Source organism: Yersinia sp. KBS0713 (assembly GCF_005937895.2).
In the GTDB taxonomy this organism is placed as follows: Bacteria; Pseudomonadota; Gammaproteobacteria; order Enterobacterales; family Enterobacteriaceae; genus Yersinia; species Yersinia bercovieri.
Genome location: NZ_CP042173.1, coordinates 3,170,887 through 3,183,775 on the forward strand (window position 1 = coordinate 3,170,887; position 12,889 = coordinate 3,183,775).

Below are 12,889 nucleotides of genomic sequence, written 5' to 3' on the forward strand. Positions count from 1 at the left end.
GCGGGAGTTATAATTTTATAGTCGAATGCTCTTTATCATTCGGCGACACAACCCAGGAGCGCACATGAAAACTAAACTGCACGAACTGCTTGAGTTCCCTTGTTCTTTTACCTACAAGGTAATGGGCATTGCTGAACCTCAGTTGGTTAACCAGGTGGTTGAAGTGGTACAGCGCCATGCTCCGGGTGACTACTCCCCGCAGGTAAAACCGAGCAGCAAAGGCAACTATCACTCCGTCTCCATCACCATCACCGCCACCCATATTGAGCAGGTGGAGACACTGTACGAAGAGTTAGGTAAGCTTGAACTGGTGCGGATGGTGCTGTAACCGGTACATTTGGTGACAGGGAAAATATCCAATCTACTCAGATAATGGCCCGGACGGGTGAATCCCACTCCGGGTCCTATTTTTTTAAATGCCAAAATAGTAGCCCCACACAACTGGGCTGGTATACTGACGCCACCATTTCTGTAACCAGATGATGACTCGCTTGCAACAACACAAGATCATTTTACGTCAATTGGGGTTGCAACCCTACCCCCCCGTATCCCAAGCTATGCATGACTTCACTGAGTTTCGCACTGATGCTACGCCGGATGAAATCTGGCTGGTGGAGCATCAACCCGTCTTTACTCAGGGCCAGGCAGGAAAAGCTGAACATGTTCTGATGCCCGGCGATATTCCGGTTATCCAAAGTGACAGGGGCGGTCAAGTCACCTACCACGGCCCCGGGCAGCAGGTGATGTATATCATGATTGACCTCAAACGCGCCAAAATGGGCGTGCGGCAGTTAGTGACGGCTATTGAGAATACGGTGATACAGACACTGACCTCTTTTGGCATTGATTCACAAGCCCGCCCGGATGCACCCGGCGTCTATGTTGGTCAGCAAAAGATATGCTCACTGGGGCTACGTATCCGCAGAGGCTGCTCGTTTCACGGTCTGGCACTGAATATTGCCATGGATCTGCAACCCTTCCAGCGCATTAACCCCTGTGGCTATGCGGGCATGCAGATGACTCAAGTTAGTGCATTGCAAGCGGGTACAACCGTGGCTGATATCCAGCCGGTATTAGTGCGCCAATTCACCCATCAGCTAGGTTACCCCGACGCCGAACTGCAACCCTGGTCATTAAGTGATTATCTCTCCCCTGATGCACTGTAAGTTACCCAGTTGCCCGACGACGTCGAGTAAGAAGAATAAATGGGGGCGGAATGGGGTGGCCAGTTTTAGTTGACCGCGACAGATGATATAATTTTTATACAATTTTCAAATATTTTTTAACGATCGCCGCATCACGTTGAATTCAATAAAAAATCTCAAATTGAGAGATTCAGAACTGGAACCTGCACGATTATGAGTAAACCGATTCAGATGGAACGCGGCGTAAAATACCGTGACGCAGATAAAATGGCGTTAATCCCGATTAAAACCGTGGTTACCGAACGTCAGGAGCTGCTGCGTAAACCCGAATGGATGAAAATCAAACTCCCTGCCGACTCCAGCCGTATTCAGGGCATTAAGGCCGCAATGCGCAAAAACGGTCTGCACTCGGTTTGCGAAGAAGCCTCCTGCCCTAACTTGTCTGAGTGCTTCAACCACGGTACCGCGACCTTTATGATCCTCGGCGCTATCTGTACTCGCCGTTGCCCATTCTGCGACGTGGCACATGGCCGCCCAGTTGCCCCGGATGCCAATGAGCCGGAAAAACTGGGTCAGACCATTCAAGATATGGGCTTGCGCTATGTCGTTATCACCTCGGTTGACCGTGATGACCTGCGTGATGGCGGTGCTCAGCATTTTGCTGATTGTATCTCCGCTATTCGTGCCAAGAATCCCACCATTAAGATTGAAACGCTGGTGCCTGATTTCCGTGGCCGTATGGATCGCGCATTAGAGATTTTGACGGCGACACCACCCGATGTGTTTAACCACAATCTGGAAAACGTGCCACGGGTCTATCGCCAAGTGCGCCCCGGTGCTAACTACGAGTGGTCGCTCAAATTATTGGAACGCTTTAAAGAAGCGCATCCTGATATTCCAACCAAGTCTGGTTTGATGGTCGGTTTGGGTGAAACCAATGCCGAAATCGTTGAAGTGATGCGGGATTTACGCCGTCACGGGGTAACCATGTTGACACTAGGCCAATATTTACAACCTAGCCGTCACCACTTGCCGGTACAACGTTATGTCAGCCCGGCTGAGTTTGACGAAATGAAGGCGGAAGCCATGGCGATGGGCTTTACCCATGCGGCTTGTGGCCCGTTTGTTCGCTCTTCTTACCACGCTGACCTGCAAGCAAAAGGGTTAGAGGTCAAATAAGCTGGGGCCTGAACATCCATTCAGGCCCTGCATCACTGAAATAACTTATTACACCTTATGCCGCAGACACAAAAAACGGATTTCCATTGGAGATCCGTTTTTTGTTATCAGGAATAATATTATTGCCGATAACAATCTAATTAAGATGAGTGTTCTTTCGTATTAGCCACAATATTGGCTAAACCCAATGCAACAATCACTCTTTATGTTCGATCGGCGGTGTCGCTTTAGTTTCTGTTGCCGCTTTGGACTCAGCAGTCGCACTTGCTGCTGGCGCATCATCATTACCCATGGCTTTTTTGAAGCCCTTCAAAGCTGCGCCCAAATCCGCACCCAGTGTGCGTAATTTGCTAGTGCCAAACAACAACACAATCAATATACCAACGACCAACAATTTGGTAATGCTGATACCTTCCATATATGCCTTCTTGATGAGAGTTCAGTTCATTAAATCATGAGCTATTTACGAATAAATTTCCGATTAAAACAACAGTAATATGTAACAGATTTCGTTAGTGAACTATGATTTACTCAAGAGTCTATTCTCACTCATTTTGACTCATTCCGGATGAGACATTGCCGTTAACATCCCCCCAAAGCAAAAAACGAGGGAACCGCCAATTGCCTTATTCAAGTAGAATAAATACCCGGCGATCGGGATTAAGTTTTGCTAAAAGGACCTATTTACCTCGAGCATTTGGCTTAGGCATTGGCATGTTATGTGTTAGCTCGGTACTCTACACTCAGAATGCGCCACTCTGGTTATGGATAGTGCTCGCACTCAACGGATTAGTCTGGCCACACATCGCATTCCTGCTGGCCTCGCGCTCTGAAGAGCCGTTTGAGCAAGAAATACTCAACATGAAAATAGACTCAGCCCTAGGTGGAGTCTGGGTGGCAATCATGTCGTTCAATGCCCTGCCATCGGTGGTTATTTTATCAATGATGAGTATGAATAATATTGCTTCAGGCGGCAAAAACGTCTTTTGCAAAGGGCTGGCATTACAAATTGCCTGTAGCTTATTGACCGCGTGGATATTTAATTTACCCTTTAAACCAGAAACCTCACCGCTTCAGGTTTATGCTTGCCTGCCAATGATAGTCGTCTACCCCTCCCTACTTGGATTAGTGACCTATCGAACCGCAAAACGTCTGGCCGAAAATAGGGAAGAGTTATTACGCATCAGCGTCAGAGATGGATTGACTGGATTATATAACCGCAGACACTGGGAGCATCAGTTACATAATCAATTTGACAGTTGTCGACGTTATCAGCATGGTGCCACACTGATTTTGCTTGATATTGATAATTTCAAATCTATTAATGACACCTTTGGTCATGCCGTCGGTGACGATGCCATTACGGTTCTTGCCGAAGAGCTATTACTGGGGCTACGGGCCATCGACATTGTCGGCCGCTATGGTGGCGATGAGTTTGGCGCGATTTTGCCAAATACCACGGCGGAGCAAACACGGGAAGTGTTAACTCGAATTCAGGAAAAGTTAGCCAATTTAGTTTTTGAGCAAGCACCCTCCCTGCAACTCAGAGTCAGCGCTGGCATTGCTGATTACAGGCATGACATGATTAACTATCAACAATGGTTAAAAGCCGCCGATTCCGCACTCTACCTGGCAAAAGATAATGGCCGCAATCGCATTGAGTTAGCGAGCTAATAAGTTGCAGGCGATAAAAAGCCCCTGCACCACAGGTGTTCATCAAGAAAGGTGTTTATGTTTAATACGTTACTGGCAGTATTTATTGGTGGTGGTGTGGGCAGCGTAGCCCGTTGGTTGGTCAGCATGAAGCTCAACAATCTATCACCTAATATCCCGCTAGGGACACTGGTTGTAAACCTGATTGGGGCCTTTATTATTGGTCTGGCATTGGCGCTTTTTACCCGCCTTACTGATATTGATCCTATATGGAAGTTACTGATTACTACCGGTTTTTGTGGCGGGCTAACAACATTTTCCACCTTCTCTGTCGAAGTGGTCTATTTGATTCAGGATGGCAAACTAGCTTGGGCCGCAGGTAGTATCTTACTAAATCTGGCAGGTTCACTTGCCATGACCATGCTGGCCTTTCTGCTGGTCAATCACTTCGCAGGGCAGTAATACCAAGAGCGACACCGTCTTAATGTTTTCTTAATCTACAAACCCGATAATCATTGGGTAGAGAACAGTTAACCGATGGTGGTGGCTGAAGTGTTGGATCTTGCTATGTTTGGATTACCTAAGACGCGGGTTGAGTGGTTAACAGTGATTTTTTGCCTGTCTATCACCGTGATTTTCCTAAAAATATATCTCTTTTAGCTAACACCACTTCCATCGCTATATCAGTGCCACACATAAAAAACCCGCCTATTGAGGCGGGTTTTAAGAGATATGGGCTACTTAGATAGCGATAACATTAGCAGCAGATGGCCCTTTGGCACCGTTCGTGATTTCAAATTCTACACGCTGGCCTTCAGCAAGAGTTTTGAAACCGTTGCTAGCGATGGCTGAGAAATGAACGAAAACGTCCTTGCTGCCATCTTCTGGGGTAATGAAGCCGAAACCTTTGGACTCATTGAACCACTTAACGCTACCTTTAATCTTAGACATCAAACTTACCTTTACGTGGATGTTGGACACAAAATGTGTGTCAGATACAGTACAGCAATAGAACCGATTCTTGTCCACAGCAGAGATCACAAAAAAGAGATAAAAAGAGAAAACCCCACCTTTTCAGTCGCATTTTCAGCACAGAAATCCGCATTTTTTCTATTTTCAGCTCACCTTCACTGGGCCTAAAAACCCGCCAGACTGTATCTGAAAGCTATTCCCCTGTATTATACTTACCCATTGGATACGCTAATATGAGATGCATGATGAACGGTAGAATAACAACTTTTTTTGAAGATAAAGGTTTTGGTTTTATCACCGATGAGAACGGAGATAACCGTTATTTTCACGTTATTAAAGTTGCTAATCCCGAGATGATCAAAAAAGGGGCTGAGGTCACTTTTGAGCCAACAACCAATACCAAAGGGTTGTCCGCATTTGCAGTGAAAGTGGCTATTGAGAGTAAATATATATTCATTGCCAACGAGAGAATCAAACTCACCAGCATTAAGTCATTCAACACTTTCACTAAAGAAGTTCCTGCACAGGCTGAAGTCGACAAGGCCAATACCGTCCTCTCAGTGAATTTACTGATGAATAAAATCCGGCCGCAAGAAGAAGATATTGCAGAAAAAACAGTACCACTGAAAATGCTGTCGATAACCACATTCCAAAATGTAACTTATACATTTTCAGAACATGAAGTCGACATTGATAGTACGGTTGCTAAGTTGAAGTGTATTTGATACTGACTATTTTCTACTGAGATTGTTTGGTATCCGCACCGATAACTGGCCCCAAATAGCTTTGGGGCCATCCGAGTACCCCCGGAGTTTTAATGCTGGCATCCCTGCCGGCTATAATAACAACATCCCTTAGATATTCTCTGGTGTTGACGGGAAAAGTAACAAAAAAATTCAGTCCATTTTTCATATTAACTATTTGAACATAAACATTTTAATTAACTCAACGTCTGTACGTGCACCCAATTTTTTCATCGCTGAGCGTTTTTGCCCACTTACTGTTTTCTCACTCTTTTTCAGAATTCTGGCGATATCACCACCGGAGAAACCTTCATTAAATAGCTTCAGCACGATATTTTCATTAGGTGTCAAATACTGACGTTCTGATGACGCCAGGCTTAATACATTAGTATTTTTGCGCTCGGTTAAGTTTTCTTTAAGCCCACGAAGCTTGCGTTTGAATACCGTTGAAATTTTATTGGTTACGGCTTCGAGTGAATCTTCCCTGAAGATCATCGTTACGTTACTGAATCGTGGAATTCCCTGTAGAAAACTATTTAATCTCGCATCGCAAATCAAAAAGACATCCGCTTCTGATGGCGATCTGTCCAAGCTTTTTAGCGCATCGAAAAAGCTGAATTCATCGACACCAATAAAAATTATATCCGCTGAATAGAATGACTTCCGATAGAATTTAATCTCTTTCTTAAAGCCTAACGATGTGAATATTTTTTTTACGATAGTTACCATACCCAGTGTTTGATATTTATCGTTATCAACTATCATACAGCTTATCATATTGGCCACACCCGCTAGTGCCTAAGCACCCCATAAATCATTAACTCAGACCTGGTTATAATGAAATAAATATCATTAAAAATTATAAAGATAACCCAGGACACACCTCTGTTTCCTCAGTAAACCATAGAGAGATTCGCAGATATATAGGATGTCAACACCGGAAGATGTAGGAAATGTCTTTTTCTATAGAAAATATTTCTTAGCTGTTTACTTATGATAAATTTTACTGAGCGTGACAGCTTTCAGATTGTATGCAAAAATATAGAAAAATTAGTAGTCTGAATAGGAAAAGCCTGATGAAAACCATATCCCCTATGACGCTGCTTTCTCATTTAACCTTATTGTAAGTCAAACTACTTTATGAGAAACGTCGGTTTACATGCCCTAAAAACCTTAAGCTGCTTTTCTGCTGTAACCTTCTATTCCGCCAGTAAAACCTGCACTGAACAGTGTTTTTTAGGTGGTGAAGTGATGAGTGTTTTGTACTTTCTATCGATCATCGCAACCCCTCTTTTTTTCATGATTATTGGGTATATCGACTCTAATGATCAAATAGATCAAAAAGATATCTTCAGAAAGTTAAAATCAATCATAACTATTATTATCTTCTGGAACGTTCTCTTCTACTTTATCAATGAGGATGGATTCAAACGGGGCTATTTCCTGCAAAGTTGGCTTTTATTCAGCATTGCCATTATCTACCTGATTAATCCGATAATCTCTAAAGTCTTAAAAAGCAACAGAACAGCAATAATTACCCTCTCCTGTTTGGTCATCTTCTCTGTCTCTATCGACCTTATTAGCACATTCACCGAGAGACCATACCTGATTGATTTTCCACAATACTTTAGATTATGGACGTGGATTTTCTATTATATGGCCGGTAGATTTTTGTGCTCAAGGATATGTCAGAAAATAACAAAACTACCAAGAATACGTTTCATTGCTAAAATACTGTTAATCCCGACAGCTATTTCGATGTATTATTATGAAAGCTTTATGTCGATACATGTATACAAAACAGTGAATGCAGGCTATTTCCTCGATAACTTACACGTTTTAATTCTAAGTTTATGCTTATTTGTCATATTTGATAACTTTAACACTAAGCATGAGTGGATAAAGAAAGCCTTAGCCTATATCAGCCCTTCAATGATTGGGGTCTATATACTACATGATGGGATTTTTTACTTTATTTCCAGCGCATATAATTTATCAGATGTGACACTGAGATTTACACTTCTGTTATCCGTATTTGCCGCGTCGGTACTATTATCACGACTCCTATTACTCAATAAGTACACATCGCGATTCATCTCATTTTGATTGATATGGCCTAAATAGCCTCTGCTCTAAACGGAGGCTATCACTTTTCAGTAAGCAGGCGATCCTATCAATTTACTTACTTATTGAATCTGAATCAGGGTTAGCGTATTACCAAATACCGCACCCGTATCGATATAGAGTTGATTTTTAAACAGTAACGGTTTTACCAATGGTGTATGACCGAATATAAATTTATCCGCTCCTTTAATGGCCTCACTCTCTCCCTTCATAGCAGCATTAAGGCGCTTACGGTTCCATACCACTAAATGCTCACTGATGGGTTTACCATACACATATTCATCTGAGGGGTAATCAGCATGGGCGATAATATACTTGCCGCGCTCAGTTGTAATTTCGATCACCAAGGGTAACTGCTCAGCCCGCTTAATTAGCCCTTCAACCTGAGATTTTTTACTGTCATCGAGTAAGAAAAACCAGCGGCCTCCATTCGCCATCCAGGTATCAACCTCGCCACCTGCCAGCATATCAATCGCCATTTGCTCATGATTGCCACGAACAGCACGAAACCAATGAGCATTAATTAGCTCATAACATTCAATATTCTGTGGACCGCGATCCGCTAAATCCCCGACAGAAACCAGTAAATCAGCAGAGCGCTCAAACTGCACACGATCCAAAGCATCCATCAGCTTTTTATAGCAACCATGAATATCACCAACAACAAAGATACGCCGGTATTCGCTGCCATCTATTTTATGGTACATAACAGGCCCCACAGTAAGTGCATTGCCTGTATTAACTTTAGTTGATTTGAGTGTTATTTGAGCAAAAAACAAGCAAGTAACAGAGGACCCGTGTTTTTACAATAAGATAAGCCGCCCTCAGGCGGCTTATTTAAGGTTGATGGACTACAAAGGCCGATAAATATCTCTGTAGTGAGCCAATCTTTCTCGGAAGAACTCAAGTTCATCGGACGAAAGTTTCGCCTCAATTTTATCAATCCTAATTTTCTTCTTTTGGTTTTCCATAAAAGCAATCGTGGATGCCACAAAGTCCAGACTGGTATGGCAATATGCGGAAACAATTTTCTCTAGTGCTGACATTACACACCTCCACACTACCCAGCACACAGTAAAGAATTAACACAAATAATTATATTTAAACCGTGAACAAGATCAATCTTAGAAGCTAAGTTCCGCTAAAGGAAGCCATACTATCGACGCAATAGTCGATTGAAAATACCAACTGAATCTGACTATTTTAAGTGAGTCGATGTTTTCTAACTCATTTTCCGCTATCTTCTTGGGCTATGATGAATACCAACAACTGATAATGAGAACAGTGTGAAACTGAGAAAAACAACCCTAATTATGATAGCGCTGGCGCTGGCGGTTTTCGCTTACACCTATTTTACCGGAGCTTAAGGCGGCCAAACTCATGCTAAAAGTGATTGCCCAAGATTTTATAAAACTGGAACATATTGATGATGTTATGCCGCTCTACCAAGAGTTAGTCGCATGTACAAAACTTGAACCACTCTGTGTATCCTACGATCTATTTATTGACCATAAAGATCCTGGCCACTTTATTTTTATTGAAGAGTGGCCAGATCAAGCCGCTCTGGATATACATTGCGCCACCGCGCATTTCAGACAATTAGTGCCAGAGATCAATCAATATCAGCGAAAAGAGTGTGAAGTTACTCTTATGCACTCTTTTGATTAGAATTTAAGAACAACTCATCATCACTCCACGAGTTGTTCTTCTTCATGATATTGATTTTGCCACATGGCTGAGTATCGGCCATTTTTCAGCAGCAGCGCCTCATGACGCCCACGCTCAACAATCGAACCCGCTTCCAGCACAATAATTTCATCAGCATCAATGATGGTTGATAAACGGTGGGCAATAACCAGCGTGGTGTGATCACGGCTGACCTCCCGCAAATGGGCCTGAATTTCACGTTCAGTCTGGGTATCCAACGCACTGGTAGCTTCATCGAAAACCAATATCGCCGGATTTTTGAGAATAGTGCGGGCAATCGCTACCCGTTGTTTTTCACCGCCGGATAATTTAAGCCCCCGCTCGCCAACTCGGGTGTCATAGCCATCTGGCAAGCTACTGATAAAATTGTGAATATGTGCCAGTTTTGCGGCCCGCTCTATCTCTGAAAAACTGGCTGATGTTCTGCCATAAGCAATGTTATAACGCAGCGTGTCATTAAATAGCACGGTATCTTGAGGCACGATACCAATCGCCTTGCGCAGGCTGGCCTGAGTGACATTGCGGATATCTTGCCCGTCAATAAGCACCGCGCCATCAGTCACATCGTAAAAACGGAACAGCAAACGGGAGAGTGTTGACTTGCCCGCCCCTGAAGCCCCCACAACCGCCACCGTTTTGCCCGGAGGAATGGTAAAACTCACGTTATTCAAAATAGGTCTACGCGGATCATAACCAAAACTGACTGAGTCAAAGCGCACTTCACCTTGGGTCAACTGCAATGTCGCGGCATCCGGCTTATCGGTAATCTCTTGCTCAACCATCAACAAATTGAGCATATTCTCCATATCAATCAATGCCTGCCTGATCTCAGAGTAAATAAAACCAAAGAAATTAAGCGGCTGATATAACTGTAAAAGGTAGGCATTGACCAAGACAAAATCACCGATAGTCATTCGACCTTGGGTGATACCTTTCGCTGCCATCGCCATCATGACCACTAATCCTACTGAGATAATGGCCGTTTGCCCGAGACTTAATGCAGTAAAACTGAATTGATTTTTTATTGCCGCATGTTCATACAGCTGCCGCGACTTATTGAAACGTTCGGCTTCAAACTCTTCATTGCCAAAATATTTTACGGTTTCATAATTGAGTAAACTGTCGATAGATTTAGTGTTGGCATCCGCATTGGCCTGATTAAGTTCGCGCCGAAAGCGGGTTCGCCAACTGACAGCCATCACCGTAAATAGGATATAACAGGCGACCGTGACCAAAATGGCGAGTGCAAACCAGCCATCTAATAGATGCCACATGATCAAAGAGACCAGTGTTATCTCAAATAAAATAGGGAATATGGAGAACAGCAGACGTGAAAGTACCGTAGCAACCGCTTGTGTTCCGCGCTCGATCGACAAAGATAAACCACCCGTTTGTCGGTCAAGATGAAAGCGCAAACTTAGCTCATGTAACTGTTTAAATACCCGCAATCCAAGTAGCCGAGTCGCATTCTGGCTGATATGAATAAACATCACGTTGCGCAGCTCTTCAAATAAAGAGGCGCTAATTCTCGCGATCCCGTAGGCGATAATAAGGCTGATCGGAATAGCCAACATTCTGGCGCTTTCACTGCTTAATGTGTCGATCATCGCCTTGTAGGCCAGTGGCACCAGTGTTGTGCTGACCTTAGAAACCACCATAAATATGATGGCGGCCATCAGGTAGTAGCGGAGGTTGCGGTTATTCTTTGGCCACAGATAGGGCAGCAGGAACTTGAGTAAGCGGGAGCGATCCATATTTATATCTTTGTCATCTCAGGTGAAACAGCTGTAATTGTTTTTTTACATTCTGCCACGTATCAATGTAATGGCCTAATTGGGCTATACAGTTTTTTTGACCAAGATGAGCAATTCTCTTCGATATCCAAAAAATGTGATCGGCGTAACATTCCTCTTATCGAAAGCAACCCGCTTTCACTTATACAAACCGAAGAGAACATATTATGAAAACAACTATCGCAGCACTGACCCTGATCGCAGCAATCTTGGCACCAACAGTTTCAATGGCCAATATCGGTGACCATGACAGCTATCAAGGCACCTTCTCTATTAGCCAAGGCCAAACCACCGGCACAGCTGATCAAACCGCTAAAAACTAATTAGCTATATAGTCCCAAAGCGGCTAAAAATGAGGCACCAAAAGTCCCACGCAGATTGAGTGGGACTTTTATTATTCACCTATTATTCGTCGAAGAACCAATAGCCCTGATTAATCAGTTCGGTTAACTCAGCAATAAAAGCTGAATTCTGTAGCGCCCCACCCAACTCTTTTTTACCTATATGGGTGTAACGGCACAGTGCATCGGCGGCTTTAGGATCGGAGGTTTCCAGCCGTTCGCTATTGATGAAAAAACTGTCGCCAACTTGCAGAACCCGCAACCCACTCAGACGGGTCAAGACTTCACCGCCCATCAGTGCATCGACAATCTCCTCCTGCTGGAAAGGTGGCTCGGCTGGTGCAATATCCAGCTCATGGCGTGGCGTGGTGGCAAAGCGGCCAAACCACTGTTTGAAATCTTCCGGCTGATTAATCGTATCGACCATCATGCCGCGCAGGCGCTCAAGTTCATACTCTTCAACCCTCCCCGGATGTTCCCGACAGGTTAAATCAGGATCACTGTAATGTTCACCACCGAGATCATTTTCCAGCGCATAGTCAGCGAAACTGCTGATTAAGTCTCGGCCATTTGGCCCACGAAAGCCGACCGAGTAGTTGAACGCCGTTTCATGGGTGAAACCATCGTGTGGGAAGCCCGGTGGAATATATAAAATGTCACCCGGTTCGAGATCTTCATCAATAATCGGCGTGAATGGCTCAACATGCAGCAGCGCCGGGTGCGGGCAAAACTGTTTTAGCGGCAGCTTATCACCAACACGCCAACGGCGGCGGCCCATCCCCTGAATGATGAATACATCATACTGATCAATGTGTGGCCCAACACCACCACCTGGAACAGAAAAAGAGATCATCAGGTCATCTAAGCGCCAATCCGGCAGCACGCGAAATGGGCGCACAAGTTCAGCGGAGGGGGCATGCCAGTGGTTAACCGCCTGAGCCAGCAGTGACCAGCCGGTTTCACCCAAATTATCAAAATGCTCAAATGGCCCATTACTCGCCTGCCACTGACCATTGGTATGACTGACCAGACGGCTATCTACTTCTGCTTCCATTGCCAGCCCCGCCAGCTCATCCGGCGTAATAGGATCGACAAAGTTCGGAAATGCATTTTTTAATACTACAGGTTGTTTTTGCCAATATTTTTCTAAAAATTCGGGCCAGTTAAGATTCAGTTGATAAGCCATGCTTCAGTCCAGTGAGAAAAAACGGGTCTGATTATAAAGTGGCTCC

Annotated in this window: 16 protein-coding genes; 9 read left to right on the top strand and 7 right to left on the bottom strand. The window is 44.2% G+C overall.

The features are described from left to right. The first annotated feature begins 64 nt into the window (after positions 1–64). The 3 genes from ybeD (at position 65) to lipA (ending at position 2,324) form a co-directional block, all read left to right on the top strand. Positions 65–328 carry a DUF493 family protein YbeD gene (gene ybeD / locus FFE93_RS15075; RefSeq protein WP_032898667.1) on the top strand — a complete coding sequence of 88 codons (264 nt, stop codon included), beginning with the start codon at positions 65–67 and terminating at the stop codon, positions 326–328. A gap of 151 nt (positions 329–479) precedes the next feature. Continuing rightward, a complete protein-coding gene (gene lipB / locus FFE93_RS15080; protein WP_005278075.1) occupies positions 480–1,166 on the top strand; it encodes a lipoyl(octanoyl) transferase LipB in 687 nt (228 codons plus the stop codon). A gap of 192 nt (positions 1,167–1,358) precedes the next feature. Next, a complete protein-coding gene (gene lipA, locus FFE93_RS15085; RefSeq protein WP_005278076.1) occupies positions 1,359–2,324 on the top strand; it encodes a lipoyl synthase in 966 nt (321 codons plus the stop codon). Positions 2,325–2,520: 196 nt separating this feature from the next. Here the strand turns inward: lipA and tatA are convergent, their stop codons facing one another. Then, positions 2,521–2,742, bottom strand: coding sequence for a Sec-independent protein translocase subunit TatA (gene tatA / locus FFE93_RS15090; protein ID WP_005278078.1), 222 nt, complete (start codon positions 2,740–2,742; stop codon positions 2,521–2,523). 296 nt (positions 2,743–3,038) lie between these two features. Between tatA and FFE93_RS15095 the strand changes: the two genes are divergently transcribed. Together FFE93_RS15095 and crcB are read left to right on the top strand one after the other, a co-directional pair. After that, the gene (locus FFE93_RS15095) at positions 3,039–3,998 is read left to right on the top strand and encodes a diguanylate cyclase (protein WP_005278080.1); all 960 of its coding nucleotides are present in this window, start codon (positions 3,039–3,041) and stop codon (positions 3,996–3,998) included. 57 nt (positions 3,999–4,055) lie between these two features. Beyond that, on the top strand, positions 4,056–4,439 hold the full coding sequence (gene crcB, locus FFE93_RS15100) for a fluoride efflux transporter CrcB (protein ID WP_032898670.1): 384 nt from the start codon (positions 4,056–4,058) through the stop codon (positions 4,437–4,439). 279 nt (positions 4,440–4,718) lie between these two features. On the opposite strand, the gene cspE is transcribed toward crcB, so the two are convergent. Further along, complete coding sequence (cspE, locus tag FFE93_RS15105) at positions 4,719–4,928, bottom strand: transcription antiterminator/RNA stability regulator CspE (protein WP_002210315.1); 210 nt, start codon at positions 4,926–4,928, stop codon at positions 4,719–4,721. 266 nt (positions 4,929–5,194) lie between these two features. Between cspE and FFE93_RS15110 the strand changes: the two genes are divergently transcribed. Next, positions 5,195–5,674, top strand: a complete 480-nt coding sequence (locus FFE93_RS15110; protein WP_005278086.1) for a cold-shock protein — start codon at positions 5,195–5,197, stop codon at positions 5,672–5,674. A 192-nt stretch (positions 5,675–5,866) separates the two neighbouring features. Here FFE93_RS15110 and FFE93_RS15115 read toward each other — a convergent pair whose 3' ends face one another. Continuing rightward, entirely contained in the window at positions 5,867–6,457 is a 591-nt protein-coding gene (locus FFE93_RS15115; protein WP_005278088.1) for a helix-turn-helix transcriptional regulator, read from the bottom strand. Between the two features lie 375 nt (positions 6,458–6,832). Here FFE93_RS15115 and FFE93_RS15120 point away from each other — a divergent pair, with 375 nt between their 5' ends. Further along, a complete protein-coding gene (locus FFE93_RS15120; RefSeq protein WP_005278090.1) occupies positions 6,833–7,798 on the top strand; it encodes an acyltransferase in 966 nt (321 codons plus the stop codon). Between the two features lie 80 nt (positions 7,799–7,878). On the opposite strand, the gene FFE93_RS15125 is transcribed toward FFE93_RS15120, so the two are convergent. Together FFE93_RS15125 and FFE93_RS15130 are read right to left on the bottom strand one after the other, a co-directional pair. Further along, the gene (locus tag FFE93_RS15125) at positions 7,879–8,523 is read right to left on the bottom strand and encodes a metallophosphoesterase (RefSeq protein WP_005278091.1); all 645 of its coding nucleotides are present in this window, start codon (positions 8,521–8,523) and stop codon (positions 7,879–7,881) included. Between the two features lie 144 nt (positions 8,524–8,667). After that, positions 8,668–8,862, bottom strand: coding sequence for a glycogen synthase (locus tag FFE93_RS15130; protein WP_005278093.1), 195 nt, complete (start codon positions 8,860–8,862; stop codon positions 8,668–8,670). A 334-nt stretch (positions 8,863–9,196) separates the two neighbouring features. Here FFE93_RS15130 and FFE93_RS15135 point away from each other — a divergent pair, with 334 nt between their 5' ends. Continuing rightward, on the top strand, positions 9,197–9,484 hold the full coding sequence (locus FFE93_RS15135) for a putative quinol monooxygenase (RefSeq protein WP_005278095.1): 288 nt from the start codon (positions 9,197–9,199) through the stop codon (positions 9,482–9,484). A 20-nt stretch (positions 9,485–9,504) separates the two neighbouring features. Here the strand turns inward: FFE93_RS15135 and FFE93_RS15140 are convergent, their stop codons facing one another. Continuing rightward, positions 9,505–11,277: an ABCB family ABC transporter ATP-binding protein/permease gene (locus tag FFE93_RS15140; RefSeq protein ID WP_138775394.1), complete on the bottom strand. Its 1,773-nt coding sequence runs from the start codon at positions 11,275–11,277 to the stop codon at positions 9,505–9,507. Positions 11,278–11,483: 206 nt separating this feature from the next. Between FFE93_RS15140 and FFE93_RS21565 the strand changes: the two genes are divergently transcribed. After that, entirely contained in the window at positions 11,484–11,639 is a 156-nt protein-coding gene (locus FFE93_RS21565; RefSeq protein ID WP_005278114.1) for a hypothetical protein, read from the top strand. Between the two features lie 82 nt (positions 11,640–11,721). Here the strand turns inward: FFE93_RS21565 and FFE93_RS15145 are convergent, their stop codons facing one another. Beyond that, the gene (locus tag FFE93_RS15145; protein WP_049599525.1) at positions 11,722–12,843 is read right to left on the bottom strand and encodes a cupin domain-containing protein; all 1,122 of its coding nucleotides are present in this window, start codon (positions 12,841–12,843) and stop codon (positions 11,722–11,724) included. Between the last annotated feature and the right edge of the window lie 46 nt (positions 12,844–12,889).